Annotated in this window: 28 protein-coding genes; 12 read left to right on the top strand and 16 right to left on the bottom strand. The window is 74.5% G+C overall.

Going from position 1 to position 25987, the window contains the following annotated elements:
• Positions 1-20 precede the first annotated feature (20 nt).
• From ACIQTO_RS19770 to ACIQTO_RS19760, 3 genes are all read right to left on the bottom strand, one after another.
• Complete coding sequence (locus ACIQTO_RS19770; RefSeq protein WP_402389400.1) at positions 21-305, bottom strand: DUF427 domain-containing protein; 285 nt, start codon at positions 303-305, stop codon at positions 21-23.
• A gap of 129 nt (positions 306-434) precedes the next feature.
• Positions 435-671, bottom strand: coding sequence for a DUF6296 family protein (locus ACIQTO_RS19765; protein ID WP_402389397.1), 237 nt, complete (start codon positions 669-671; stop codon positions 435-437).
• Between the two features lie 140 nt (positions 672-811).
• Positions 812-1048 carry a DUF2277 domain-containing protein gene (locus tag ACIQTO_RS19760; RefSeq protein ID WP_402389395.1) on the bottom strand — a complete coding sequence of 79 codons (237 nt, stop codon included), beginning with the start codon at positions 1046-1048 and terminating at the stop codon, positions 812-814.
• Positions 1049-1294: 246 nt separating this feature from the next.
• Here ACIQTO_RS19760 and ACIQTO_RS19755 point away from each other — a divergent pair, with 246 nt between their 5' ends.
• Positions 1295-2551: an MFS transporter gene (locus tag ACIQTO_RS19755; protein WP_402389392.1), complete on the top strand. Its 1257-nt coding sequence runs from the start codon at positions 1295-1297 to the stop codon at positions 2549-2551.
• Between the two features lie 220 nt (positions 2552-2771).
• Here the strand turns inward: ACIQTO_RS19755 and ACIQTO_RS19750 are convergent, their stop codons facing one another.
• Positions 2772-3764 carry a helix-turn-helix domain-containing protein gene (locus tag ACIQTO_RS19750; protein WP_402389390.1) on the bottom strand — a complete coding sequence of 331 codons (993 nt, stop codon included), beginning with the start codon at positions 3762-3764 and terminating at the stop codon, positions 2772-2774.
• Positions 3765-4027: 263 nt separating this feature from the next.
• Between ACIQTO_RS19750 and ACIQTO_RS19745 the strand changes: the two genes are divergently transcribed.
• Positions 4028-4435 carry a hypothetical protein gene (locus ACIQTO_RS19745; RefSeq protein WP_402389388.1) on the top strand — a complete coding sequence of 136 codons (408 nt, stop codon included), beginning with the start codon at positions 4028-4030 and terminating at the stop codon, positions 4433-4435.
• 103 nt (positions 4436-4538) lie between these two features.
• On the opposite strand, the gene ACIQTO_RS19740 is transcribed toward ACIQTO_RS19745, so the two are convergent.
• From ACIQTO_RS19740 to ACIQTO_RS19730, 3 genes are all read right to left on the bottom strand, one after another.
• The gene (locus ACIQTO_RS19740) at positions 4539-5081 is read right to left on the bottom strand and encodes a gamma carbonic anhydrase family protein (RefSeq protein ID WP_402389385.1); all 543 of its coding nucleotides are present in this window, start codon (positions 5079-5081) and stop codon (positions 4539-4541) included.
• Positions 5082-5244: 163 nt separating this feature from the next.
• Complete coding sequence (locus ACIQTO_RS19735) at positions 5245-6501, bottom strand: serine hydrolase domain-containing protein (RefSeq protein ID WP_402389382.1); 1257 nt, start codon at positions 6499-6501, stop codon at positions 5245-5247.
• Between the two features lie 336 nt (positions 6502-6837).
• Positions 6838-7404 (bottom strand): DJ-1/PfpI family protein, encoded by a 567-nt coding sequence (locus ACIQTO_RS19730; protein ID WP_402389379.1) that lies wholly within the window; start codon positions 7402-7404, stop codon positions 6838-6840.
• 258 nt (positions 7405-7662) lie between these two features.
• On the opposite strand from ACIQTO_RS19730, the gene ACIQTO_RS19725 reads away from it, so the two are divergent.
• A complete protein-coding gene (locus ACIQTO_RS19725) occupies positions 7663-8211 on the top strand; it encodes an RBBP9/YdeN family alpha/beta hydrolase (protein WP_402389376.1) in 549 nt (182 codons plus the stop codon).
• A 51-nt stretch (positions 8212-8262) separates the two neighbouring features.
• Here ACIQTO_RS19725 and ACIQTO_RS19720 read toward each other — a convergent pair whose 3' ends face one another.
• Positions 8263-8559, bottom strand: a complete 297-nt coding sequence (locus tag ACIQTO_RS19720) for a hypothetical protein (RefSeq protein WP_402389373.1) — start codon at positions 8557-8559, stop codon at positions 8263-8265.
• A gap of 168 nt (positions 8560-8727) precedes the next feature.
• Between ACIQTO_RS19720 and ACIQTO_RS19715 the strand changes: the two genes are divergently transcribed.
• The 3 genes from ACIQTO_RS19715 (at position 8728) to ACIQTO_RS19705 (ending at position 10988) form a co-directional block, all read left to right on the top strand.
• Positions 8728-9000, top strand: coding sequence for a hypothetical protein (locus tag ACIQTO_RS19715; RefSeq protein ID WP_402389370.1), 273 nt, complete (start codon positions 8728-8730; stop codon positions 8998-9000).
• A 311-nt stretch (positions 9001-9311) separates the two neighbouring features.
• Complete coding sequence (locus ACIQTO_RS19710; RefSeq protein ID WP_402389367.1) at positions 9312-9557, top strand: hypothetical protein; 246 nt, start codon at positions 9312-9314, stop codon at positions 9555-9557.
• Positions 9558-9719: 162 nt separating this feature from the next.
• Positions 9720-10988 (top strand): glycerophosphodiester phosphodiesterase, encoded by a 1269-nt coding sequence (locus ACIQTO_RS19705; RefSeq protein WP_402389364.1) that lies wholly within the window; start codon positions 9720-9722, stop codon positions 10986-10988.
• Between the two features lie 73 nt (positions 10989-11061).
• Here ACIQTO_RS19705 and ACIQTO_RS19700 read toward each other — a convergent pair whose 3' ends face one another.
• Together ACIQTO_RS19700 and ACIQTO_RS19695 are read right to left on the bottom strand one after the other, a co-directional pair.
• On the bottom strand, positions 11062-13431 hold the full coding sequence (locus tag ACIQTO_RS19700; RefSeq protein ID WP_402389362.1) for a transglycosylase domain-containing protein: 2370 nt from the start codon (positions 13429-13431) through the stop codon (positions 11062-11064).
• 224 nt (positions 13432-13655) lie between these two features.
• A complete protein-coding gene (locus ACIQTO_RS19695; protein WP_402389359.1) occupies positions 13656-14738 on the bottom strand; it encodes a hypothetical protein in 1083 nt (360 codons plus the stop codon).
• A 135-nt stretch (positions 14739-14873) separates the two neighbouring features.
• Between ACIQTO_RS19695 and ACIQTO_RS19690 the strand changes: the two genes are divergently transcribed.
• Both ACIQTO_RS19690 and ACIQTO_RS19685 read left to right on the top strand, forming a co-directional pair.
• Positions 14874-15881 carry an SPFH domain-containing protein gene (locus ACIQTO_RS19690; protein ID WP_402389356.1) on the top strand — a complete coding sequence of 336 codons (1008 nt, stop codon included), beginning with the start codon at positions 14874-14876 and terminating at the stop codon, positions 15879-15881.
• On the top strand, positions 15878-16843 hold the full coding sequence (locus ACIQTO_RS19685) for a hypothetical protein (RefSeq protein ID WP_402389353.1): 966 nt from the start codon (positions 15878-15880) through the stop codon (positions 16841-16843). The genes ACIQTO_RS19690 and ACIQTO_RS19685 overlap by 4 nt, the downstream gene beginning before the upstream one ends.
• Positions 16844-16878: 35 nt before the next feature.
• Here the strand turns inward: ACIQTO_RS19685 and map are convergent, their stop codons facing one another.
• Positions 16879-17646 (bottom strand): type I methionyl aminopeptidase, encoded by a 768-nt coding sequence (map, locus tag ACIQTO_RS19680; protein WP_402389351.1) that lies wholly within the window; start codon positions 17644-17646, stop codon positions 16879-16881.
• 76 nt (positions 17647-17722) lie between these two features.
• On the opposite strand from map, the gene ACIQTO_RS19675 reads away from it, so the two are divergent.
• The 3 genes from ACIQTO_RS19675 to ACIQTO_RS19665 all read left to right on the top strand — a co-directional run bounded on the left by ACIQTO_RS19675 (position 17723) and on the right by ACIQTO_RS19665 (position 19229).
• Positions 17723-17992: a helix-turn-helix domain-containing protein gene (locus ACIQTO_RS19675; protein ID WP_402389348.1), complete on the top strand. Its 270-nt coding sequence runs from the start codon at positions 17723-17725 to the stop codon at positions 17990-17992.
• A gap of 188 nt (positions 17993-18180) precedes the next feature.
• Positions 18181-18570, top strand: coding sequence for a hypothetical protein (locus tag ACIQTO_RS19670; RefSeq protein WP_402389345.1), 390 nt, complete (start codon positions 18181-18183; stop codon positions 18568-18570).
• A 32-nt stretch (positions 18571-18602) separates the two neighbouring features.
• Entirely contained in the window at positions 18603-19229 is a 627-nt protein-coding gene (locus tag ACIQTO_RS19665; protein ID WP_402389342.1) for a hypothetical protein, read from the top strand.
• A gap of 115 nt (positions 19230-19344) precedes the next feature.
• Here ACIQTO_RS19665 and ACIQTO_RS19660 read toward each other — a convergent pair whose 3' ends face one another.
• The 3 genes from ACIQTO_RS19660 to ACIQTO_RS19650 form a co-directional block, all read right to left on the bottom strand.
• Positions 19345-20106, bottom strand: coding sequence for an SDR family NAD(P)-dependent oxidoreductase (locus ACIQTO_RS19660; RefSeq protein ID WP_402389340.1), 762 nt, complete (start codon positions 20104-20106; stop codon positions 19345-19347).
• A complete protein-coding gene (locus ACIQTO_RS19655; protein WP_402389337.1) occupies positions 20103-21455 on the bottom strand; it encodes an MFS transporter in 1353 nt (450 codons plus the stop codon). Before ACIQTO_RS19655 ends, ACIQTO_RS19660 begins: the two co-directional genes overlap by 4 nt.
• Positions 21456-21756: 301 nt before the next feature.
• Complete coding sequence (locus ACIQTO_RS19650; RefSeq protein WP_402389335.1) at positions 21757-22347, bottom strand: TetR/AcrR family transcriptional regulator; 591 nt, start codon at positions 22345-22347, stop codon at positions 21757-21759.
• 245 nt (positions 22348-22592) lie between these two features.
• On the opposite strand from ACIQTO_RS19650, the gene ACIQTO_RS19645 reads away from it, so the two are divergent.
• On the top strand, positions 22593-23069 hold the full coding sequence (locus ACIQTO_RS19645) for a DoxX family protein (RefSeq protein WP_402389332.1): 477 nt from the start codon (positions 22593-22595) through the stop codon (positions 23067-23069).
• A gap of 63 nt (positions 23070-23132) precedes the next feature.
• On the opposite strand, the gene ACIQTO_RS19640 is transcribed toward ACIQTO_RS19645, so the two are convergent.
• Together ACIQTO_RS19640 and ACIQTO_RS19635 are read right to left on the bottom strand one after the other, a co-directional pair.
• A complete protein-coding gene (locus tag ACIQTO_RS19640; RefSeq protein ID WP_402389330.1) occupies positions 23133-23429 on the bottom strand; it encodes an MTH1187 family thiamine-binding protein in 297 nt (98 codons plus the stop codon).
• 172 nt (positions 23430-23601) lie between these two features.
• Positions 23602-25290, bottom strand: a complete 1689-nt coding sequence (locus tag ACIQTO_RS19635) for a SulP family inorganic anion transporter (protein ID WP_402389328.1) — start codon at positions 25288-25290, stop codon at positions 23602-23604.
• Between the last annotated feature and the right edge of the window lie 697 nt (positions 25291-25987).

Raw genomic sequence — 25987 nt, 5'->3', positions numbered from 1 at the left:
GTGGGCCGCGGTGGTACGCGCTATTCGGTGATCTCCACCCCGCGCCAGAAGGCCACCCGGCCGCGAACGTGCTCCGCCTCCGGCTTCGGGTCGTTGTAGTACCAGGCCGCGTCGGGGTTGCGCTGCCCGTCGACGTCCAGCGTGTAGTACTCGGCCGTGCCCTTCCAACCGCACACGGTCGTGGTGCCCGACGGGCGCAGGTACTCCGTGCGCACGGATCCGGCCGGGAAGTAGTGGTTGCCCTCGACGACGGTGGTGTCGTCGCTCTGCGCGACGACCGTGCCCTGCCAACTCGCTGTGGTCATGGGCCGATTCTGCCCGAGGCCCGGCCCGCACAACCGCCCGGCCCGGGGCCGGGGAGCCCGGACGGCCACCGCGGGGCACCCGACGGGGGTCGAGCGGCGGTGGCCGTGGCGCCCGCCGGCCGGCGGGCGCTACGGCAGTGGTTCGGCGTGCACCGGGAAGTGCGGGGACTGGTGCCCCCCGCTGGCGAGCATCCGGACCTCGCCCGCGTCGCTGATCTCGGCCCGGACGATGCCGCTGGCGTCCTCGTAGACGGGGTGGCCGCCGGGACCGGTCATGCCGGTGCGGGAGACCACGACGACGTCCTGCGGGGCCTGGGTACCGGGAGTACCCGGGAAGGTCAGTGCGTAACGGTTCGCGGGGCTCATCACCGATCTCCTCGTCCCACCTGGTGCCAGCTGTCGCAGCTGTCGCTGTTGTCCGCGCCATGCTGTCCGCGCGGGACCGCGCCCGACCGCGCCGGACGTGTTGGCCACGCCGGACCGGCCGGTGGCCGCCCGCCGCCGGATCAGGCCGCGGCCCTGGTGGACCGGGCGGACCCGCCGCGGACCTCCAGTTCGTCGAGCAACCGGGCGGTGGCTTCGGCGACGGCCTCCACCGCGCGGTCGAAGGCCTCCCGGTTGTGCGCGGCCGGGGCACGGAACCCCGAAACCTTCCGCACGTACTGGAGGGCGGCCGCGTGGAAGTCCTCGTCCGAGGCGTCGGGCGTCACGGGAGGTCTCAGCGTCTTGATACTGCGGCACATGACCCCAGTCTCGCGCGCGGAAGCTCCGCCGGCGACCCCCGTGCGTCACCGGACCGCCATGGGCAGCACCCGGTGGTGTCATCCGACCGGATGAGGATTTCGCACGAACCAATCGCCCTTCACCCCCGCCCGGCCCCGCTCCCCCACCGGTCTGCCGGCCGGTACGCTCCCCGACTTCACCGGCCCGATGCCGTGCCGGCACCTCCCTGCCCGGCTCCCGTCCGGGCGTCACCCCGGAGTACCCCCTTGCCACTCGCGCTGGTCGCCCTGGCCGTCACCGCGTTCGCCATCGGCACCACCGAATTCGCCGCCATGGGGTTGCTCCCCCAGGTGGCCGAGAACCTCCAGGTCTCCATCCCCCGGGCTGGATGGCTGATCTCCGCCTATGCCATCGGTGTGGTGATCGGCGCCCCATTGCTCACCGCCCTCACGGCCGGCCGGCCGCGCAAGGCGGTGCTGATCGCGCTGGCCGGCCTGTTCGCGACCGGCAATCTGCTCTGCGCGGTCGCGCCCGACTTCTGGTCGCTGGCCGCGGCCCGGGTGATCACCGGGCTGCCGCACGGCGCGTTCTTCGGCGCCGGGGCCGTGGCGGCCGCCGAACTGGTCGCCCCGCACCGGCGGGCCCGGGCGGTCGCCGTGATGTTCTCCGGGCCGACCGTCGCCAACATCATCGGGGTGCCCGCCGCCACCCTGCTCGGCCAACACCTCGGCTGGCGGGCCACCATGCTGGTGGTGGTCGCGATCGGCGTGCTCGGCACCGTCGCCATCGCGCGACTGGTACCCGAGCTGCCCTCCCCCGCGCAGTCCGGGTTCCGCCACGAGATGAGCGCGTTCCGCAGCGGGCAGCTCTGGCTGGCCCTGGCCACGGTGGTGTTCGGCTGCGGCGGCTTCTTCGCCTGCTACAGCTACATCACCCCGTTGCTCACCGAGGTCTCCGGGTACGCGACCGGGTCGGTCACGCTGGTGCTGGCGCTCTTCGGCGTCGGTATGACGATCGGCAACGTGCTGGGCGGCTTCGCCGCCGACCGCGCGCTGCGCCCGACCGTCTGCGCCGCCTTCCTGCTGCTCGCCGCCACGCTGGCGCTCTTCACGGTGACCGCCCGCACCCAGTGGTCCGCCGCCGTGACGGTGGTCCTGGTCGGGCTCTTCGGCTTCGCGATCGTCCCGGCCGTGCAGACCCTGGTGCTGCAGAAGGCGCGCAACGCCCCGACCCTGGCCTCGGCGACCGTGCAGGGCGCGTTCAACCTGGCCAACGCCCAGGGCGCGTACTTCGGCGGCCTGGCCCTGGACGCCGGGCTCGGCTGGACCTCGCCGACCCTGGTCGGCTCGGGGCTGGCCGCCTCGGGTGCGGTGATCGCGGTGATCGCCTGGGCCGCCGACCGGCGACGGCCGGAGCCGGTCGCGCTCGGCTCGGTGCCGGCTCCCGCCGTCGGCCGGGACGGGCCCGCACGCCCCGTCGACGCCGCACCGGCGCCCGGGGCCGAGGCCCCCGCCCACGGCTGACCGGGGTGGCCGGGGTGGCCGCCCCGGCCAGCCGCTGGTCCGTGGCCGCCCGTGGACACCGGCAGGAGGCACCGCCCCCGGGGAGGCACCGCGCGCTCACCGGCCGCCACCGGTCTGCCGGGAAGGATCCCGGCCAGAGAACGACGGAGCGGTCGTGGGGGCGGCGGCCGCACCGGCACGGGCGGCGCCGGTGCGGCCGCCGCCCGTGCCGGCCAGGAGGTCACCGGGGGGCGGGCCGTGACCCGGCGGTGGTGACGGCGGTGTCCCCGCCGGTGTCCCCCGGGGTGCCCTCGGCGGACCGGACGGCGGAGACGCCGCGGAACTCGTCCACGGCGACGTGGTACGTACTCGCGCGCGGGTAGGTCACCCGGATCGAGTCGGCGGTGGTCAGCGCGGAGGCGCCGAGAGCGGTCAGCAGGAGCACCCGGTGCCGCAGCGCGTCCGTGACGTCCTCGATGATCTGGAAGCGGTCCCCCCGGGTGTCGGTGACCGTGACCGCCCCGGCGCAGGTACCGGTGAGCATCATCGTGACGACCAGGGCGTCCCCCTGGGTGACCGGGGCGAGCACGGGCAGCACGGCCTCGGTGCTGGAGCCCGCCTGCTGGTCGGAGGCGGTCCGGGAGATCCAGGACGGGGCGTCGCTACCGGCGTGCCCCGACGGCGGCGGGGTGCCCGTGGCAGGGCGCGAGGTCTCCTCCTCGGCCGGACAGGTGGACGCGTCGGCGGAGTGGGCGGCCGGCGCGCGGACGGCGAGCAGGCCGAGCGTGCCGCCGATGCCGAGCACCACACCGACCAGCAGGGTGAGCGCGTAGGCCCGGAGCCGGCCGCCGCCCCGGGGCGGTGCGGGCAGCGGCTCGACCGGCTGCGGGGCCGGCACGGGGACAGCCGCGGGCAGCGGTGCGGGGAGCGGCGCCGGGACCGGAACGGGGGCCGTGGGCTCCGCGCCGACCGCGGCGTTCCACCGGCGGTGCCACTGGGCCTCGTCACCGCCGCAGGCCCGGACGAACGCCCTGGTCGTGGGCCAGGAGGGCAGCCGTGAACCGGAAGCCGCCTCGTACAGCGTGGTGTGCGAGATGCACCCGGCCGTCCTCGCCATGATGCGGAACGAGGGCCGGCCCGCGTCCAACCGCAGCTGCCGCAGCTCGGCGGCGAGACACTCGGCCGCGGTCGGCGCCTGCGCCGCCCCCTCCGGTTTCGACTTCTGCTCCGTCACGGTGCCCCCCGTTGTCAGATGTCAGATCCTTCGGCGACCACTGTCGCTTGTCGCGTACGGATCATAGCGGCGAGTGACGGGGAAGATACGTGGTCGGTCGATTCCCGGACGAGGACTGGGGCGTTCGGCCTGGACACGGGCTGGTGTCAGCTGTTGTCAGTTTCCGTCAGACGCTGTCGAACACCCCGGACGGTCGGGTCAGCTGTCCTCGCCGCCCCGGGCGACGGGGCGGCCTGGAGCTCGATCGGACAGGGAGAATCGCGATGGGCAAGGGCATCCTCGGCAAGCTCGGGCGGCGCGGGGCGAGCACGGCGGCCGTGCTGGCACTGGCGGTGGGCGGGGTCGGCCTGTCGACCGGCGACGCGTCCGCCGTCGGGTGGTACTACCTCAACAACCACCCGAGCGGCAACGGGGTGGGCGTCTACTCCCAGCCGTACTCGTGGGCGGCCAAGACCACCGGCGACCTGTACTCGGTCGCGGGGCGCCAGGACGCGGTCGACATGCGGTGCTGGACCCGGGGCGAGAACATCAACAACCAGGGCAACGTCTGGTACAAGGTGTCGGAGGTGTACTCCGCCGGCTACGGCTACTGGTACGGGACCGCCTACGTGTACGGCGCCTACACCGACGGCAACTGGAACTTCCACGTCCCGACCGTCCCCGAGTGCTGACCGCCCGCTGAACCGGTGCGCCCCGCCCGTGGACCAGGAGTCCGGACCTCGGACGGGGCGCACCGACGGGCACCCCGTGGCGAGCGGCGACGGCGGACGCGCGCTACGCCGTCCGGCGCTCCACCGGCTCGATCTCCCGGTGGCTGTCGGCCAGCAGCCGGTAGCCCTCGCCGTTGAAGGTGATCCCGGCCCGCTCCTCCTCGGTCAGCTCGCGCCGGACCTTGGCCGGGACCCCGGCGACCAGGGAACCCGGCGGCACCCGCATGCCCTGCGGCACGACGGCCCCGGCCGCCACCAGCGAACCGGCCCCGATCCGGGCCCCGTTCAGCACCGTGGCGTTCATCCCGACCAGGACGTCGTCCTCGATCACACAGCCGTGCAGGACGGCGTTGTGGCCGACCGAGATCCGCTCACCGATCACCAGGGGGAAGCCCAGGTCCGCGTGCAGGGTGCAGTTGTCCTGGATGTTGCTGCCCGCGCCGACCGTGATCGACTCGGCATCACCGCGGATCACCGCGCCGTACCAGACGCTCGCTCCGGCACCGACCGTGACCGACCCCACCACGACCGCGTTGGGCGCGACGAAGGCCGTCGGGTCGAGGTCGGGCTCCCGACCCCCGACTGCGGCGATCAGCGGCTCTGCCATGTCTCGTCCTCCTTGGCCAGGCTTGCCCGTCATGTGCCGGTCATGATGGCACCTCAGGGCCCCGGCACCTCCGGGCACCCCCGCCGGGCGCCCGCGGACCGTCCGCCGCACCCCGCACGGGTCGACCGTCCGCGCCGGCGACCGGCACCGGGGGTCGGGCCCGTCAGCGGAGCGGCCCGTCGGCGGACCGGCCGGCTGTGGAGGAGGTGCCCGCGACCGCGGGCGGGGCCGGCGGCCGGGTGTCGCAGAGCCCGGCGGCGAGCAGGGCCTCGAACCCGGCGTTGGCCGCCGGCAGGTCGGACAGGTCGTACGGGTTCACCGAGGCCGCGAACTGGCGCCGCCCGTCCGGGGCGCCGTACATCAGCGTGGTGTAGCCGGGGATTCCGCCACCGTGGCCCCAGTACTCGCCGCAGGCCGTCGGTGTCCGCTGGAGGCCGAGGCCGTACTCGTTGGACCCGCTCTGCGGGGTGGTCCGCTTCATCTCGGCCAGTTCGGCCGGGGCGAGCAACCGGCCGCCGAGCAGGGCGGAGATGAAGCGGGTGAGGTCGGTGGTGGTGGAGATGCCGGCCCCCGCCGAACCGGCCATGCTCGGGTTGAGCAGGGTGACGTCCGCCGGGCCGTCGGGGAGCTTGTAGTAGCCGTGCGCGTGCGGGCCGGGCACGGAGGCCGAGTTGAGCGGCATCGAGGTGCCGGTCAGACCGAGCGGGCGGATGATCCTCCGCTGCACCTCGTCGGCCCAACTGCGGCCGGTGATCCGCTCGATCAGCATCCCGACCACGATGTAGTTGGTGTTGGAGTAGTGCCAGCCCTGCCCGGGGGCGAAGTACGGCGGGTGCGCGGCGGCGAGGTCGACGAGCTCTCGCGGCGCGTACGACCGCCAGCGGCCGGTGTCGAGCCACTGCCGCAGGGCGACGGGATCCTCCTCGAAGGAGAAGGAGGCGTCCTCGGTGTAGTTGAACAGGCCGCTGGTGTGGTTCAGCAGTTGGCGGACGGTGATCTGCCGGCCGTTCGGCACCACGCCGGGCAGCCGGGTCTCCACCGGGTCGTCCAGGCCGATCCGGTGCTCGGCGACCAGTTGGAGGGCCACCGTCGCGACGAAGGTCTTGGTGACACTGCCGATCCGGAACCGGCCGTCGGCGGAGGCCGGGGCCCCGGTGGCGAAGTCGGCGGTACCGGCCGCGCCCTTCCACGCCGGGCGCCCGCGCTCGGCGACCAGCCCCAGCGCGGCCGAGGCGCCGCCCTGGTCCACCATCGCGCGCACGGCCGCGTTCAGCGCCGCCCGGTCGGCCCGGCCGTCGGCGACCCCGACCACCACTCTCTCGCCGGCAGCCTGCCGACCGGCCCCGGACACCGCGCCCTGGGCACCCGCGACCGGAGCGAGCACACCCACCAGACCGGCGCCCGCGAGCGCGACCGCCACCGCCCTCGCGGCCAGGCCCCGTCGCCACCGAACCCCGCCCGGCCGGCCCACCGGGCCCACCGGCCCCACCCGGCCCGCCTGATCCCTCGTCGTCCCCGCCATGCCGTCACCCTCCCGTGTCCCGAACGGGCGGGTCCCCACAACAGCCGCCCTGGTCCTGTTGCCTGACACTCTGGCAGCGGGTACCGGCACGGGCATCACCCTCAGGTCCGGAGCCTCTCCGCCCCTGGTGCGATCCTCCTCGGGCGTGTCGCTCCACCTCAGGTCGAACAGAACCCCGAGGGATCCCGGGGTGGGCCCGCGACCGGAGTCAGGGGCGCGCCCCGGGCGGCGGGCTCAGGCCAGCGGGGCCTTGACCCGCAGCACCTCGATGAACGCCCGGATCCACGCCGGGTGGTCGGGCCAGGCCCGCGCCGAGACGACCACACCGTCGACGACCGCCTCGCCGTCCACGTACTCGGCGCCCGCGGCGGCCACGTCCGGCTCCAGCGCCGGGTAGGCGGCGCTGCGGCGGCCGCCGAGCACCCCGGCGGCGGCGGTGATCAACGGGCCGTGGCAGATCTGCGCCACCGGCTTGTCGGCCTCGAAGAAGTGCTGGACGATCCGCTTCACGTCGGCGTTGTTCCGCAGGTACTCGGGAGCGCGGCCGCCGGGGATGACCAGTGCGACGTACGCGGCCGGGTCCACGTCCGCGAGGGCGAGGTCGGCGGGCCAGGTGTAGCCGGGCTTCTCGGTGTAGGTGTCGTAGCCGTCGACGAAGTCGTGGACCACGAACTGGAGCCGCTTCTTGGCCGGTGCCGCGATGTCCACCCCGTAGCCCTCCTCCAGCAGCCGCTGGTAGGGGTAGAACACCTCCAGTGACTCCGCGGCATCACCGGTGACGAGCAGGATCTTCGATGTCATCGCCGACATCCCTCCACATGATCGACCGTCAGACATGGTGCGGGCCCGCGCCGGTGGCGACCGGGCCGGGCCGGGAACAACCTCCCGCACCGGGCCGCGCCGACGCAACAGGGCGCACCGGTCGCACATCCGGCGCACACGCGGCGACACGCGCCGGCAGACCGTCGTACGCGCGGTCTCCGGGGCCTTCGATCCCTCTGCGGCACGGCGCCTAGACTCCCTGGTACCCAGGCCAGCCCCCCGAAGGGAGTCCGCACGATGCCGGACCGCACCAGCTACCTCGTCCTCCCCGGCTACCAGGGCTCGGGGCCCGCACACTGGCAGACCCGGTGGGAGGAGGCGGACCCGGCGGCCTTCCGGCGTGTCCGGCAGGAGAACTGGGACTTCCCGGAGCCGGCTGCCTGGGTGGCCGCCCTGGACGCCGCGATCGCCGCCGCGGCCGCCGAAGGACCGGTGGTCCTGGTCGCGCACAGCCTCGGCTGCGTCACGGTCGCCCGCTGGGCGGCCTCGGCCCCCGCCGGGCGGGCCACCGCCGTCCGGGGCGCGCTGCTGGTCGCCCCCGCCGACATCGACACCGCCGACGTCCCGGCGCTGCTGGGCTTCCGTCCGGTGACCCGGGAGCGCCTGCCCTTCCCCTCGTTGGTGGTCTCCAGCACCGACGACCCCTGGGTCACCCCGGAGCGGGCCCGCGGCTTCGCCGAGGCTTGGGGTGCCCGGTACGTGGAGCCCGGCGCCTACGGGCACCTCAACTCCGACTCGGGGCTGGGCGACTGGCCGGAGGGCCGGATGCTGCTCGCCGAACTCTGAGCGGGGGCGCGGAGCCGGGGGCGCGGGCCGAGGAACGGAACCGCGGTGCCGTCAGCCCAGCCCGGCCGCGTGGGCGGTGAGGGTGAGCAGGGCCGCGTTGCCGGCCGCGCCCGCCGCCGTGGCGCAGAGGAACCGGGCCGCCGTGCCCTCGCGCAGCGGGCCGAGGACGATCGCGGGGAAGTAGCCCGGCATCGTCCAGAGCGCCACCGCCCACTGCCGGCGGGCGCGGGCCGGGCCGGCCGGGGCCCGTAGCTCGCGGGCCGCGGCGAGGGCGAGCGGCAGGTAGAGCGCGAGGTACCCGGCGGCGGGCCAGAGCACCGGGGGGACGCCGAGGGCGGTGTGCGGCATGGCCCCATCCTCCGCCGGGCGCCCGGCGGACGCATGAGTACCGGTACTCAGCCGGCCGCGGCCGGGCGCGTGGCAGCCGTCTCCCCCCACCCTTCTGGGATAGGACCGTGATCACCCGGCGGAGCAGAATCGGTGCACCACCGATCCCTCCGGAAGGACCAGACGTTGATGAACCGCCTGTCCCGCCCGCTCACCGCCGCCCTCCTCGCCGCCGCCGCCCTGGTCGGCGGGGCGGGGGCCGCCCAGGCCACCACCGTCGACCTCTCGGCCCACGGGCCGCTCGCGGTGGTGGACCAGCCCGTCGAACAGCAGTCGGCCGCCAGCCGGTGCGATGTCGAGTACACCGTGGCCTACTACAGCTACCGCACGCAGGGCTACCCCGAGCTGGAGTCGATGCTGCACGCCGAGAAGTCCTACGCGCTCTGCCAGGCCGCGGGCTGACCCGGCCGCCGGACACGAACCCGAACCGGCGACAAGCCGGCGCGGCCCCGGAGGGACGCCCTCGGCGATTCCGGGGCCGGGCGTGACGTCGGTCCTCAAGACGCGGTCGGGTCTTGAGGACCGGCGTTGTCGGACGCGCTGAGGACCGTGTCCCGGGCGCAGCGGTCGGGGCCTGCCGATCCGGTGTCGTGGATCAGCGGCTCGGGCTGGGCGGGGCGGCCGGCCCACGCTCGATCTCGCAGGTCAGTGAGCCTTTCCCAGGATCTGGTGACGCTTGGTCAGCATCTCGGCCAGGCCATAAGGTGCGCGCTGTGAACCTCCGCACCAAGAAGACGCTGACGGCCCTGCTCAAGGGCGCGATCGTACTCGGCGCCTGCGCGCTGTACAGCCACGCCCGCGGTGGCCACCTCGCGACCACCCCATTGTTCCTCGGATTCATAGCCTTGAACCTGGCGATCGCCGGCTACACCTGGTGGTGGTACGGCGACTCTCCCAAGGCCGTGGAGGTGCGCGCGAAGGCCGAGGCCGGGAAGGCCGCCGCCAAGCACAGCCACTGACCGCGCCGGAGCGGAGGAACCGTCGGTCAAGGCGTCGGGCCCCGACGCGCGGCGGAACTTCTCCCGCAGTTCGCTCGAAGGCCACCCGGCCGGGCGCCACTGCTCCTAGTCTGCGGGCGACGACCACCACCGCCCCGCCATCAGTGCGAGCTAGGAGCACCCATGACGTACCGTCCGCTCGACGGCAGCACCCCGGCCGAGCCCGTCCGGGACCCGGCGTCCTCGCGCCGCCGGTTCCTGCGCGCGACCGGTGCCGCCGGCCTGGGCGCGGCCGCGTTCGCCGCCACCGGCGGCGAGGCGCTCGCGGCCCCGGCCGGTGACCAGCCCGACGCCGCCGACGAGCGCGGCAGCGCCGCGGCGCCGGCCGGTACCCGCTCCCCGGTCCGCACCGGAACCGGCCTGGACCGGCTGCCGCACCCGCTGGTCATCGGCCACCGCGGCGCGCCCGGCTACCGCCCGGAGGAGACCCTCGGCTCCTACGAGCTGGCCCTGGAGCTCGGCGCGGACGTCATCGAGCCGGACCTCGTCCCCACCAAGGACGGTCACCTGGTGGTCCGGCACGAGAACAACATCGTGGAGACCACCGACGTCGCCGACCACCCCGAGTTCGCGGGGCGGAAGGCCACCAAGACCATCGACGGCGTACCGCAGACCGGCTGGTTCACCGAGGACTTCACGCTCGCCGAGCTGCGCACCCTGCGGGCCAAGGAGCGCCTGCCGCAGCAGCGCCAGCGCAACACCCTGTACGACGGCCGCTGGCCGGTGCTCACCTTCCGCGAGCTGGCCGACTTCGCGAAGAAGCGCGGGCGGGAGCTCGGCCGCGAGGTCTGGCTGTACCCGGAGACCAAGCACCCGAGCTACTTCCGCTCGATCGGCCTCCCGCTGGAGGAGCGGCTCGCCGACGAGCTGCGCCGGGCGGGCCTGGCCGGCCGGCGCGGGCGGGCGATCCTGCAGTCCTTCGAGCCGAGCAGCCTGCAGCGGCTGTCGAAGCTGGTCGAGAACCCGCGGATCCAGTTGCTCGGCGGTCCGACCACCCAGCCGTACGACTTCGTGCTGGCCGGGGACCGGCGCACGGTGGCCGACCTGGTCACCCCGGAGGGGCTGCGCTGGATCGCCTCCTTCGCCCACGGCATCGGCCCGACCACCCAGCTGATCGCGCCGGTGGACGCGAGCGGCAAGCTCCAGCCGCCGACCACGCTGGTGCGCGACGCGCACACGGCCAACCTGCTGCTGCACCCCTACACGGTGCGCAACGAGAACGGCTTCCTGCCGCTGGACTACCGCCGCGGCACCGACCCGAACGCCTACGGCGACGCGATCGGTTGGGCGCGCTACCTCTACGAGCTGGGCGTGGACGGCTTCTTCACCGACCAGACGGACACCAGCGTGCTGGCCCGGCAGGACTTCTGGGCCGCCAAGGGCGTCAACTGACCGCTCGGCGCCCGTCGACGGCTGTGCCCCGGACCGTAGGGCGGTCCGGGGCACAGTCGTCGGCCGGGTCCGGTCAGCCGTCGCTCTGTGGGCTGTCCGTGTGGTCCTCGCCGCCCTGCTGGGCGGGCGCGGTCTGCTCGTTCGGCGCGGTCTGTTGGGGCTGCTGGGGCTGCTGCGTCGGCTGGGTCGAACGCGGCCGCCCCGGGTCCGCCGTGCGCCCGCCGGTGGGCGCGGCCGGCCCGGTCGGCGCGGTGCCGGAACCGCTCGGGCTCCCGCTCGGGCTGCCACTGGCAGCGGGGTCGCGCCTGGGCGGCGGATCGGGGATGTAGACGGTCTCGAAGGTCTCCTCCGGCACACCCCTGAGCGCCTGGTTCATCGCCAGCTGCCAGATCGGGCCCGGGCCGGTGGCCCCGAAGATCTCCGGGTAGTACTTGCCCCCGATCCGGATGTTCTTCATCGGCACGCCCTTGGCCGGGCCGCCGAGCCAGACCGAGGCGGCGAGGTTGGCGGTGTAGCCGCTGAACCAGGCCGACTTCTTCTCGTCGGTGGTACCGGTCTTGCCCGCGATCTGCCGGTCACCGTCCAGCCCGAGGTCGCGCGCGGTGCCCTTCTCGGTCACCCCGAGCAGCACGGTGTTGATGACGTCCGCGGTGTCCTCGGTCATCACCCGGTCGCACTTCTCGGGGACGACCGGCACGTCCTTGCCGTCGACCGTGGTGATCCTGTTGATCGCGACCGGCGCGCAGTGGGTGCCCCGGGCGGCGAAGGTCGCGTAGACGTTGGCCATCACCAGCGGGCTCACCTCCTGGGTGCCGAGGCCCAGGGCCGGCAGCTCCTGGAGCGGATCGCCGCTGGCCTTGGTCGCGACGCCCAGCTTGTTGGCCATCTGCTTGACCGCGCAGAGACCGATCTCCTGCTCCATCTGGACGAAGTAGGTGTTGACCGAGAGGGCCATCGCCTGCTTCAGGTCGTACGGCCCGGCCTCCTTCTCCGACTCGTTGGGGATCGAGCCGCCCTTCTTGCCCTTCTCCAGGTTCTTCCAGGTGCCGTCGCAGGTCTTCATCGTCGGCCAGTCCATCCGGTTCGGCGACGGGTAGATCTGGGTGTCCGGCAGGCCCGCCTCCAGTGCGGCGGCGGCGACGATCGGCTTGAAGTTGGAGCCCGGCTGGAAGCCGTTGCCGCCGCCCATCGCCGCGTCGACGTTGTAGTTGACGACGGTCTGGTTCTTGTTCGGGTCCAGGCCGTAGGGGCGGGTCTGGGCCATCGCCAGGATCTTGCCGCTGCCCGGCTCGACCATCGTGATCGCCGCCGAGACCGGGTCGGTGACGTACACCTTCTTGGTGACGGCGCTCTGGGCGGCGGTCTGCTTGTCGGGGTCGAGGGTGGTGTAGATGTTCAGGCCGCCCTGGTCCCACAGCTTCTTGCGCTCCGCGGCGCTCTTGCCGAACACCGGGTCCTGCTTGACCACGTGCCGGACGTAGTCGCAGAAGAAGCCCATGCCGGCGTTGGCGGTGATGCAGCCGTTCTGCGGGTCCTTGTACGCCAGGCCCAGCGGGGCCGCCTTGGCGTCCCGGGCCTGCGCGGCGGTGAGGTGCTTGTTCTCCACCATCTTGTCGATGACGGTGTCACGGCGCTTCTGGGCGGCGACGGGGTGCAGCTTGGGGTCGTACTGGGACGGGTTCTGCACCAGGCCCGCGAGCATCGCGGCCTCGGGGACGGTCAGGTCCTTGGCGTCCTTGCTGAAGTACCGCTGGGAGGCGGCCTGGATGCCGTACGCCTGGTGGCCGTAGAAGGTGATGTTCAGGTAGTTGGTGAGGATCTGGTCCTTCGTCAGGTCCTCCTCCAGCTTGATGGCGTACTTGAGTTCCTGGATCTTGCGGCCGAGCGTCTTGCGCTGGGCCTCCAGCACGGCGGCCTGGTCGTCGCCGGCCTTCTCCACGTTGACGTTCTTCACATACTGCTGGGTCAGTGTCGAGGCGCCCTGGACGGCGGTGCCGCTCTCGGCGTTCTTGGTGGCGGCCCGGAGCACACCCTTGAGGTCGACCGCGCCGTGCTCGTAGAAACGGGCGTCCTCGATGTCCACCTGGGCCTGGCGTATCAGCGGTGACATCTGGTCGGCGGGTATGACGGTGCGGTCACGCTCGTAGACCTTGGCGATCAACCCGCCCTTGGCGTCGAAGATCTGCGAGGCCTGGCTGAGCGGCGGGGTCTTGAAGTCGTCCGGGATGCTGTCGAAGCTGTCCGCGGTGTTCTTGGCGGTCAGCCCGAGCGCGCCGGCCGCCGGCAGGGCCACGCCTGCCAGCAGCACCCCGGCCAGCGTGCTGTAGCCGAGGAACTTCACCGCGTGGCCCGCCAGGGCGAGCGGACTCTCGCGGCGCGGGGGACGCGGGACCCAGGTGTCGCCCGGGTCCGGGGAGGAGGTGCGGCGACTCTTCCGTGACATAGGCGGAACACTACGTCCACGAAAACCCTGCACGGGGCGGGTGTTGGCCAAGCTTTGTCACAAATCGGCGACAGATTCACCTCATCGGAGCCGGTCGGACACCCGGCCCCGGCGGCACCCCGGCCGCGACCGGACCGTTCGTCCACGCCCCTTCGGGTCGGCCGGCCCCGCAGCCGGGCGGCACCGGCCTCCCGCACCCGGGGCGGCCACGGCGATCCCGGCCGTCAGCCCGCGCGGCGCTTCTTGCGCAGGGTGAACACGGCCCCCACCACGGCGAGTACGAACAGCACGCCCAGCGTGCGGTCCGACGGCCCCTCGGACGAGGAGGAGGACCCGGCCCCGCCACCCGGGGCCGCGGACCCGGACGGCGCCGCGGCCGCACCGGAGGACGGCGCCGCGGCGGGCAGCGGCTGGACGCTGTCCGGGAGTTGGTCGTCGTCGAGCGGCGACCGCCACACCGGGCTGTTCTTGCCCTCGCTGCCGTAGAGCAGCGCCCGGCCGTCCGCGGTGAAGGTCACCGATTCGCCCTGCCGCTGCAAGGGGGTGGAGAGCGGGGCGAGTTGGGCGGGCGCGCCGTCCCGCCAGCGGTACAGGGTGGCGGCGAAGTAGCCGCGCAGGACGAGCCGGCTGCCGTCCGGGGAGAACGCGCCGTCGGTCACCCAGGGGACGTCGGCGATCCGGCGGAAGGTATTGACCCCGGTCGCGGAGAGCTTGTCCGGCCCCTGGTAGAGGCTGCCGCCGCCCTGCTTCTTGCTCGCGATGTACGCCCGACCGGTGACCGGGTGGACCATCAGCGCCTCGGCGTCGCGCGGGCCGTCCTCGTACCGCACCCGGTAGCGGACCACGTCCACGGTCAGGTCGCGCAGCTCGGCGGGCTCGGCGAAGGCGTAGATCCAGACCTCGGGCCACTTGCCGCCGAGGTTGTCGCCGATGTCCCCGACGTAGACCCGTCCGTCCGGGCCGATCGAGATCGCCTCCACGTCGCGCGGTTCGATGCCGCGCAGGGTGACGGTGGCGACGGTGCGCCCCTGCGAGTCGACCGCGTAGACGTACGGGCCGTCGTCGCTGTCGTTGTGCGTCCAGTAGACGCCGGGGTGAGTGGGGCTCGCGGCGAGGCCGCTGGACTCGGTGATGCGCGGGTCGGCGATGGTGAACGCCTGCCCGGCCGCGCCGTCGGCCGCCCGGGCGGGCGGGGCGCCGAGCGCGGAGGCCCCGAGGGCGGCGGCGGTCGTACAGGCGGCCGCGAGCAGCGCCGCCGCGGTGCGGGCCGCCGCACGATCGCGCCGTCGCCGCGTCTTCGTTCGCATCCTCAGCACCCGGCGATCCTCCCACGCCGGCCGGGGCCGGAGCCGGTACGGCCACCGATCCCCCCTTTTCGTCACCTTGACGAGATCAACGGAACGGGAATATCGTCGCAGTGACGAAAAGGGAAGGAGCCTTCCATGGCCGACATCACCAAGCGGTTCGGACTGCGCCACCTGCGCGCCGTCCCGACCGCCCACATCCGCCATCTGCACCGGGGCGAGGTCGTCCACGACGGGGCCGGCCTGGCCTTCTGGTTCCGGCCGCTCACCGCCGCACTCTCCGAGGTGCCGGTGGACGACCGCGAGCTGGCCATGCTGTTCCACGCCCGCACCGCCGACTTCCAGGACGTCACCGTGCAGGCCACGCTGACCTACCGGATCACCGAGCCGGCCGTCGCCGCCGCCCGCGTCGACTTCGGCATCGACCCCGACAGCGGCGCCTGGCGCGCCGCCCCGCTCGACCAACTCGCCACCCTGCTCACCGAGACCGCCCAGCAGCACGCCCTCGGTCTGCTCGCCCGCACCCCGCTCGCCGACGCGCTGGCCGACGGCGTCAGCGCCGTCCGCGACCGGATGGCGGCCGGCCTCGCCGCCGAACCGCGCATCGCCGAGACCGGGCTCGCCGTGATCGCCGTCCGGGTGGTCGCCCTGCGCCCCGAACCCGAGGTGGAGCGCGCGCTGCGCACCCCCGCCCGCGAACTCGTCCAGCAGGAGGCCGACCGGGCCACCTTCGAGCGGCGCGCCGTCGCCGTCGAGCACGAACGCGGCATCGCCGAGAACGAACTCGCCAACCGGATCGAGCTGGCCCGCCGGGAGAAGCAGCTGCTCACCCAGCAGGGCGCCAACAGCCGTCTCCAGGCCGAGGACGAGGCCGTCGCCGACCGCGTCCGGGCCGAGGCCGAGGCCGACCGCCGGACCAGACTGGCCACCGCCGAGGCGGACGCCGCCCGCGCCCTGGGCGAGGCCCGGGCCACCTCCGAGGCCGCCTGGCTCACCGCCCACCAGCAGGCCGACCCGGCCGTGCTGCGGGCCCTCGCCCTGATGCGGCTGGCCGAGCACCTGCCCCGGATCGAGAACGTCACCGTCACCCCGGACCTGCTCACCGGGCTGCTCAGCAGGCTCTCCACCACCGCGGGTGAGCCGTGACCCTCGCACCCCGGGCCGTCCTGGTGCACCGCCGCACCGAGTACGAGGAACTCCTGGCCCACCACGGCACACCCGGCCAGGCCGCGTTCTTCCTCTCCGCCCGCGGCCGGTCGGTGACCGAGGTCGAGGAGCGCCACCGCCGCCAGGCCGACGCGCTCGCCCGGGCGGCCGCCGCCGTACCGCTGGAGTGGCGGCGCACCCGGGTCGAACGGACCGACCTGCCCCGCTTCCTGTTCGAACCCGAGGACGTGGTGGTCGTGGTCGGCCAGGACGGGCTGGTCGCCAACGTCGCCAAGTACCTGGACGGCCAGCCGGTGATCGGCGTGGACGCCGACCCCGGCCGCAACCCCGGCGTCCTGGTCCGCCACCGAGCCGACGCGCTGCCCGCCCTGCTGCCGGCCGCCGTCGCGCGCACCGGCGCCCGTCACCTGGAGGAGCGCACCATGGTCGAGGCGGTCGCGGACGACACCCAGCGGCTGCTGGCCCTCAACGAGGTGTACGTCGGACAGCCCGGGCACCAGACCGCGCGGTACCGGCTGACGGTGGACGGCGCCCCGGACGGGGGCACAGACGCCCGGAGTTCGAGCCGCCGACCGGTGGGCGACCGGCCGCGGGCCGCCCCGCCCGAGCCGCAGGCCTCCTCCGGCGTGCTGGTCGGTACCGGCACGGGCGCCACCGGCTGGTGCCGCTCCGCCTGGCTGGAGCGCGGCGCCCCGCTGGCCCTGCCGGAGGCCGCCGCGCCCGCGCTCGCCTGGTTCGTCCGCGAGGCCTGGCCGTCCCCCGCCACCGGCACCAGCCGGGTGCACGGGCTTCTCGACGCTGGCCGGCAGCTGGTGCTGACCGTCGAGTCGGACCGGCTGGTCGCCTTCGGCGACGGCATCGAGACGGACGCGCTGGAGCTGACCTGGGGGCAGAGCATCCGGCTGGGCGTGGCCGCGACCCGGCTGCGGCTGCTCGGCTGAACCGCCGGACCACCGGACCACCGGACGGCGCCGCGCTACGGAAGGGTCAGGATGCGCGGCCCCCGCTCGGTGATCGCCACGGTGTGCTCGAAGTGCGCGGCCCGGCTGCCGTCCGTGGTCCGCAGGGTCCAGCCGTCCTCGTCGGTCAGGTAGTCGTCCCGGCCGCCGGCCGTCAGCATCGGTTCGATGGCGAGCACCAGCCCCGGCTTGAGCGGGTAACCCCGGCCCGGGCGGCCCTCGTTGGGCACGTGCGGGTCCTCGTGCATCCGGCGCCCGATACCGTGCCCGCCGAACCCCTCCGGCAGCCCGTAGCGGGCTCCGCGCGCGACGGCGGCGATCGCGTGCGCGATGTCACCGGTCCGGTTCCCGACCACGGCCGCGGCGATCCCGGCCGCCAGCGCCCGCCGGGTGGCGTCGATCAGCGCGTCGTCCGCCGCACGGGGCGTCCCGACGGTGAAGCTGACGGCGGCGTCGCCCGCCCAGCCGTCCAGCACGGCCCCGCAGTCGATGCTGACCAGGTCACCGTCGCGCAGCCGGTACCCGTCCGGAATACCGTGCACCACCGCGTCATTGACGGAGGCGCAGATCACCGCCGGGAACGGCACCGGAGCGAACGACGGCCGGTACCCGAGGAACGGCGACACCGCTCCCGCCTCCCGCAGCACCCCGCGCGCCACCTCGTCCAGCTCCAGCAGGCTCACCCCCACGCCCGCCGTCCGCTCCACGGCCGCCAGCGCGTCGGCCACCACCCGCCCGGCCTCCCGCATCGCCGCCAGCGCCGCATCCGACTTGAGCTCCACCATGACTGCCCCCTCGACTTCGAATCCAATTCTTATACCGGTATATCTATCACGGTCCGGGCGGGACTAGGATCGGCACATGGTGAGGACTCCGCTGACCCCCTGGGAACGCGAGCGCGGCGAGCGCTTCGGCGCACTGCTCCGCGCGGCCCGCGGCACGCGCAGCATGGTCGAGATCGCGGCGGTGGCGGGCATCTCCTCGGAGACCCTCCGCAAGATCGAGACCGGCCGCGCCCCCACCCCGGCCTTCTTCACGGTCGCCGCGCTCGCCTACGCCCTCGACCTCTCGCTCGACGAGCTCGCCGCCGCCTGCGCCCTCCCGGACGACGGCGAAGCGCTCTCGGCGTAGGGCAGCGCGCTTTCGGCGTAGGGCGGGCGGGAACCCCGCAACGCACCGCACACCAACGGCGGCCGCGCCAAGCCCCCCGGGGTGATTTTCCGCATCCGCACCACACGGCCGGGAGCGATCCGGCAGCATCGTTCTGCCGCCGATGCGCGCACCCCTGCCCGCGATGCCTGCCCCGGGAGATCCCGCTCATGATCGACGAAGTAGCCACGGCCATTGCCACCGGAGCGGCGGGCAACGTCATCGCCTATCTGCTGAACAACCAGGCGGACACCCTGCGGACGCGCGTCGTCGCCATCTTCCGGCACGGGACGGAAGAGCGGCGGGCCGAGGCACTGACGGCCCTGGACCACGACCGGGCCGCCCTCGCCGAGCGCCGGGAGTCCGAGACCGCCGTCGCCGAACGCTGGGCCGGCCGCTTCGCCGCCCACCTCGGCACCCACCCCGAGGCCCGCGACGCCGTCGAGGCGCTGGCCGCGGGCCCCACCTCCCGCGTCATCGGCGCGCAGCACAACCACGGCTCCGGCGTCTTCGTCGGAGGCGACAACCACGGTGGAATCACCCTCACCGGCCCGCGGTGACGGGCGTGACGCACTCCACCGGGAAGGAACCCGTGGAGCAGCACAATCACGGCTCCGGCGTCTTCGTCGGCCACAACAACTTCGGCCCGATCCACCACCAGGCGGTCGATCCGGAGACCAAGCGTCTGCTCGCCAAGATGTCCAGGGACGCGCCCGCGCTGGCCGGCCTGCTCGGCAAGGCGCTCCGCGACGGCGTGATCTCGCCGGAGATCGTGGCCACCCTCGCCGGCGCGGCCCGGAACATCAACGAGGACGTCGCCTACGCACTCCGGATGGCCGGCGAGAACATCAACGAGGACGTCGCCCACTCGCTCCGAATGGCCGGCGAGAACATCAACGGGGAGGTCGCGACCACGGTGTCGGAGGCCGCGCGGACCCTCGGCGGCGTCGACCTGGCCGGCCTCCAGGAGGCCGCCACCCGGTTCGACACCACCGCGCGAATCCTGGCCGAGGCCACGACGACCATCGAACGGCTGCAGGACGGAAGCCGTCTGGAACGCGTCGCCGGCGCGCTCAGCCTCGCCGCCGATCGTATCGAGCGCACCGTGACCCCTCCCCCGGCACGGATCGTGGTCAATCGGAAGGCCACCGTTCAGGCCTTCCTCTGGGGCCTCGGAGCCGGTGCGGCCCTCGCCGCCTATCTGCTGGGGAGATCCTGAACGCGCCCCCGTTCCGGACCACTTCGCCGCCGGACGGGCGCTGACGACGCACCCCGGGCACCCGTGAGCGGCCGGCCGACTCCTATCGGCAAGCCGCTCACGGGCGGGGTGCCCCTCAGGCGGTGATGCCGCCGTCGAGGACGAGGTCGGCGCCGACGGTGTAGGCGGACTCGGGGGAGGCGAGGTGGAGGACGGCGGCGGCGATCTCCTCGACGGCGCCGGCCCGGCCGACGGGGACGTCGGCCCTCATCCGGTCGGCCTTGTCGGCGGCGTTCTCGCCGGGGCGGCTGGACATCGGGGTCTCCACCGGTCCGGGGCTGACGGAGTTGATCCGCACGCCCTCGCCGATGTGGTCGCGGGCCGCGCTGCGGGTGAGGGCGCTGACGGCGGCCTTGGTGACGGCGTAGGCGCCGAGGCCCGCGATGCGCATGTGGACGCCGAGGTTGGAGGCTATGTTGACGATGGCGCCGCCGCCCTGGGTCCGCATGTGGGCGATCTCGTACTTCATGGCGAGCCAGGTGCCGGTCAGGTTGGTGTCGACGACCCGCTGCCAGTCCTCCTCCTCCAGGTCCGCGACGGGTGCCACCGCGCCCAGGATGCCGGCGTTGTTGACGGCGACGTCCAGGGCGCCGAGGTGGGCGACCGTCTCCCGGACCAAGCGGGCGGCGTCGGCGCTGTTCGCGACATCCCCCACCAGGGCGACGGCCTTGCCGCCCTCCTCCTCGATCAGCCGGACCGTCTCGGCCAGCGAGCTCCCGGTGCGGCCGGCGACGGCGACGCGGGCCCCCTCACGGGCGAACGCGAGGGCGATGGCGCGGCCGATTCCGGTGCCCCCGCCGGTGACCAGGACGGACTTGTCGGCGAAACGCGTGCTCATGCGGAGTACTCCTCGGTGTGGGTGAACGGGGGTCGTGCGGTTCGGGGGCGGGCCAGGAAGGCGACCGCCACGGCGGTCAGCGCGAGGCCCACGGCGGCGGCCGCGAAGGCGGCGGCATAGCCGCCGACAGCGGTCGGGCGGGTGGCGGCGAGCGACATCAGGGCGGCCAGTCCGGCGGTGGGGCCCAGCTCCATCGCGGTGTTCAGGACGCCCGCCGCGAGGCCGGTCCGCTCGGGCCGGACCCCGCCGGTGGCGAGGACGGCCGAGCCGGCGAAGGCCGGACCGGCCCCGGCCGGCAGCAGGAGCAGGCCGGGCAGCAGGCCGGTGGCGTAGGGGGTGGCGGGGCCGACGCCGGCCAGCAGCGCCAGCCCGCCGGCGGCCATGGCCAGGCCGCCGGCGGTGACGGCGGCGGGGCCGTAGCGGGCGGTCAGCGGGCCGGCCAGCCGACCGGCGGCGATCAGCACCGCCGCGTACGGGAGGAACGCCGCCGAGGTGGCCAACACGCCCCAGCCACGCAGCTGTTGGAGGTAGAGCGGGAGGACCAGGAAGGTCAGCGCGGTGGCGGCGGCGGTCGCCATGACGGCGGCCAGGGCGGTGGCCCGGCGGCGGTCGGCGAGGAAGCCGGGCGGCAGCAGCGGATCGGCGGTGCGCCGTTCGGCGGCTGCGAAGGCCAGCAGCAGGGTGGTGCCGAGAGCCAGCGGCAGGAGCACCGGGGGCGCGCTCCAGGACCGCTCCCCGGACGCGACCAGACCGTAACCGACCGCGCAGACACCGGTGGTGGCGAGCGCGGCGCCGCGCAGGTCGAGCGACGGGGGCGCGGTGGCGGCCGGCCCGGCGGCGGGCAGCCGGCGGCCGGAGAGCGCGAGCCCGGCCAGGGACACCAGGACCGGCACGGCGAACAGCCAGCGCCAGGACACCCAGGCGGCGACCGCCCCGGAGAGCAGGCTGCCGCCGGTGGCGCCGAGCACGGACAGGCCGCCCCAGGTGGCCATCGCCCGCCCGTAGTCGGCGGATCGGGGGAAGAGCGCCCGCACCACCGCGACCGCCGCCGGGGCGGCGAGGGCCGCGCCGACGCCTTGGGCGAAGCGCGTCACCAGCAGGACGGCGAAGGTGGGGGCGAGGGCGCAGGCGACCGAGGCGGCGGCCAGCAGGACGAGGCCGACCCGCAGCATCCGGCGGCCGCCATGGCGGTCGGCCAGCCTGCCGCCGAGCAGCAGCAGGGAGCTGAAGGAAAGACCGTAGGCGGCGCTGAGCAGCAGGATGCCGGCCGGGCCCAGGCCCAACTCCCGGGCCACCAGGGGCAGCGGGACGGAGAGGATCATGATGGTGAAGATCAGCGTCGCCTGCACGGCGCCCAGCAGGGCGAACCCCGACCGCGGTGACGCCGGCGACGAGGCCGGCGAAGGTGTCCGCGCGGCCCCCCGGGCAGGCACCCCGACGGGCACCCCGGCGGGCCCCGCGGCAGCCACCCCCGCGGGTAACCCGGCGGGCACCCGCGAGGACGTCCCTGTGGACGTCGACATTCCCCGTACCATCGAACCCCCCTCACTATAATGATCGTTCGGTCCAGAATATGGACAGCGGAATGCGATGACCCCCGAGCAGCCCCCCGCAGGCGCCGGGGCCGACCACCGCAGGCCTCGGCGGCCCTCAGTCCAGCAGGGCGAGCGCCTGCTCGGCGGCGTCGCGCAGCCGGTCCGCGCCGTCCCCCGCCTTGCCGATCACCCGCATGCCCTGCATCAGCACCAGCAGCATCCGCGCCAGCGCCCGGGGGTCGCGCCCCCCGGGCAGCTCCCCCTGCGCCTCGGCCCGGACCAACGCGGCCGTCAGCACCGTCTCCAGGTGGCCGAGGCTGGCCGCCACCCGCCGAGCCGCGTCCGGGTCGTGCGGGGCGAGCTCGACGGCGGTGTTGGTGACGAAGCAGCCGCGCCTGAGGCCGGTCGCGCCGTCCTCGCCGGCCTCCGCCGCGAAACGGCGGACCAGGCCGCGAACGGCCGGCAGCACCGGACCGGGCTGCGACAGCTCGGCCAGCAGCACCGGATTGTGCTGGTCGCCATAGCGCTCCAGCGCCCGCAGGTAGAGCTCGTGCTTGCTGCCGAAGGTGGCGTAGATGCTGGCCCGGGCGATCCCGAGCTCCTCGACCAGCTCCGCCATCGAGGTGGCCTCGTAGCCGCGTCGCCAGAACAGCTCCAGAGCCGCCTGGAGCGCCGTGTCGGGGTCGAATTCCTTGGTCCGTGCCATGCCTGAACCTTAGTCATATCCAGACCGATCGGTCAAGAAAGGTAGGGCGGATGGCACGGCGGGTACCGGATATCGGGGACGCCCGCCGGAAAGCCCTTCCGGCAACGGACCGTTGAGCCACGAACAACGGACGGTGAACAAATTCGAACACGGTCGATTTGACGGAGCGTTGTCAATCGACTTCCGATAAGGGTACCCTTACCGCCGCCCGTCCCCCCGCCCCCTCCCCCAGAGGAGACGTCCCCATGCCGGCTACTCCCCAACAAGCGGTCGACGCCGCCCGCCCCCTCGTCCTGACGGTCTTTCGCGTCGTCATCGGCCTGCTCTTCGCCTGCCACGGCGCCGCCTCGCTCTTCGGCGTCCTCGGCGGCGCCAAGGGCGGCGGCTCCGTCCCGGTCGGCCAGTGGCCCGGCTGGTGGGCCGCGCTGATCCAACTGGCCGGCGGCGTGCTGGTGCTGGTCGGCCTCGGCACCCGGACCGCCGCGCTGCTCTGCTCCGGTTCGATGGCCTACGCGTACTTCACCGTTCACCAGGAGCACGCCCTGCTGCCGCTGCAGAACGGCGGCGAGGCCTCGGTGCTGTTCTGCTGGGCGTTCCTCGCGATCGCGGCACTCGGCTCCGGCCCGTTCGCGGTGGACCGACTGCTCCCCCGCTGGACCGCCGGCCGGGCCTACGCCTCCGACCGGACCGCGCCGAACTCCCAGCCCACTCCGGTCCGCTGACCCAGCTCCCGTCAGGACCGGAGCCCCGCCCGCCGACCCGCACGGGCCGGCGGGCGGGGCCGCTCAGCCCTCGGCGAGGTGGCGCTCCACCGAGGCCACCTTCGCGGTGAGCCCGTCCGTGACCCCGGCCCGGTCGTCGATCTTGATCACGGTGCTCACCCGCCCGCTGTAGGCCTTCACGGCCTCGATCGCCTCCCTGATCACCGGCATCACCTCGTCCCACTCCCCCTCGACACTGGTGAACATCGCGTCGGTGCGGTTCGGGAGCCCGCTCGCGCGGACCACCCGGACGGCGGCGGCGACCGCCTCCCCCACCTCCTCGCCGGCCCCCAACGGGGTGACCGAAAACGCTGCGATCACGGCTCTGCTCCTCTCGCCCGGTGCTGTCACGGCGCCCGGTCCGTCGAGCTCCCCCGGCACCGGGACCAGGCTAGCCGCCCGACCGGGGCGGCCCCGGTCGGGCGGGTCGGCGGACCGGACCGGCGGACCGGAACGGCGGCCGTGCCGGGTGGACCGCCGCTCCCACGGACCGTCAGGCCACCGTCGGCAGCGGCGGCTCGACCGCCAGCGGCGCCGAGCTGCGGGCGCGGTGCTGGTCGGCCCAGGTGCTGAGCGCCACCGTGCAGGCGTGGTCCAGATGGCGCAGCCCCGACCAGTCCAGTTCGACCGGACGGTCCGCCGGCAGTCGTTCCAGGGCGTCGAGCAGCCGGGGCAGCCGCAGGAAGGTCGCGTTGCCGCTCAGCCGGACCCGCAGCGGCGCCCCGGCGACCGCCGGGGCGGCCGCACCGCCGATCCCGGGACCGGGATCCGGAACGACCGGAACGACCGGCACAACGGGAATGACCGGATCGCCCGGATCGCCCGGGGCCGGCAGCTCCTCCACCGCGATCTGCAGGTGCGAGGTCTGCCAGGCCGACTTGACCACCGCCAGGCCGATCCCGATCAGCACCCCCTCGAACAGGTCAGTGGCGATGATCGCCACCGCCGTCACCGCGAGCACCGCCGCCTCGCCCCGGTGGCCACGGCAGAGCCCGACGATCCGCCGGACCGGCACGAGCTTGGCGCCCGCGTGCACCAGCACGGCGGCCAGCGCCGTGAGCGGGACCAGGCCGAGCACCCCGGGCAGCAGCGCGGTGAACAGCAGCAGCCAGAACCCGTGCAGAACGCGCGAGGCCTTGCTGCGGGCGCCGGCCTGGACGTTGGCCGCGCTGCGGACGATCACCGCCGTCATCGGGAGCGCCCCCAGCAGCCCGCACAGCGTGTTTCCGACGCCCTGGGCGGTGAGTTCGCGGTCGTAGTCGGTGCGCGGGCCGTGGTGCATCCGGTCCACGGCGGCGGCGCTGAACAGCGTCTCGGCGGAGGCGATCAGGGTGAAGGCGACGATGGTGCCGAGACCGGCCGTGCCGGCCAGCTCGCCGAGCGCGTCGCGCTCCGGCAGCCGCACCACGTCCAGCAGGCCGGAGACCCGGATCCGGGCGACCGGCAGGTCGGCGGCGGCGGTGACCGCTGCCGCGAGGCCCACCGCGGCCAGCGGCGCGGGCACCGCGCGGCCCACCCGGGCCGGCAGGTACTTCCAGAAGGCCAGCACCAGCAGGGTCGCGATGCCGAGGGCCACCGCGGCGGGTGCGGCCGCGCCGGTGACGGCGTCGCGCAGCAGCACGGGCAGGCCGGCGATCTTGTCGGGCCCGGTGGCGGGCGCCTTGCGGTCGGCGAGCGCGTAGAGCTGGCCGAAGAGCAGGGTCAGGCCGATGCCGGCCAGCATGCCGTGCACCACGGAGGCGGACATCGCGCGGAACCAGCGGCCCAGCCGCAGCGCGCCCATGGCCAGCTGGAGCAGCCCGGTGGCGAGCACCAGGACGCCCAGCGCGCCGGCCCCGTACTCCTGGACGGCCTCGTAGACCAGGACGGTCAGCCCGGCGGCCGGGCCGCTGACCTGGAGGCTGCTGCCGGGCAGCGCGCCGACCACCAGGCCGCCGACGATCCCGGTGACCAGTCCGAGCTCGGCCGGGACGCCCGAGGCGACGGCCACGCCGACACAGAGCGGCAGGGCGACCAGGAAGACCACCAGCGAGGACGGCAGGTCGAAGCGCCAGGGCACGGCCCGCAACGCGCGGACCGGATCGCGGTGGCGCAGCGCGCGGCGCGGGCGGGCCCGGCCCGGCGGGGCGCTCTTGCGGGGGCGGCCCGGCGGGCTCTTGCGCCGGCGGGGCAGGGCGCTCATCGGGCCACCACCGGGGTTCGGGAGAGGAGGGCGGGGGAACAGCGGGCGGGTCGGAGCATGGGTGCGTTCCTTCCGCGCACCCGCCGACGGGGCGGACGCGCTGCTGGGGTGGCCGGTCGGCCGGTCGGACACGGCTCGGCCGGGACGGACGGCGGAGAGGCGGCGGGCAGGCAGGCAGCGGCGGGCGGGGTTCCCCGGGCGCGGCGGGCGACGCGGTGCGCCGGCGGACCGGGCGATGCCTCGGCGGGGCACCCGGTGACGTCCGCGGCCCGTACGGCGCGGGCGGCGTCGGGACGGCGGCAGCCCGGGCGGCCCGGGCGTCGGCGGTGGGTGTCGGGGCGGGGCGGGTGGTGCGGTCAGGGGGCCTGTCCCTCGATCGGCTGTGTGCGGACCGGGCCGGCCGGTCCTGGACGGGACCCGCCGGCCGGAGCTCCCCCGCTCCCCGGTCGATCCCAAATCCCCCTGCCGCTACCCGAGTTGAACATGGCAACCATGACGGGTCCGGCGTGCCACCGACGGTACCCAGCGCGCCGGACGGGGCCGACCTCGCACACCGTAACTTCACCCGGACCGCACACCGGGGCCGCTTTCCGGGCCGGATCGGGGCTCCGGCCGGGTACGCGCGTTCGGAGTCCGGCCGGGCATGCGAACGAAGCCGGTACGGGGAGGCCGGCGCTTTGCAGAAAGGGACGAGGAC

This window comes from Kitasatospora sp. NPDC091207 (genome assembly GCF_044768625.1).
Classification (GTDB): domain Bacteria; phylum Actinomycetota; class Actinomycetes; order Streptomycetales; family Streptomycetaceae; genus Kitasatospora.
Note: the sequence above shows the minus strand (reverse complement) of the source record. Positions and strands in the feature narration are given on the sequence as shown.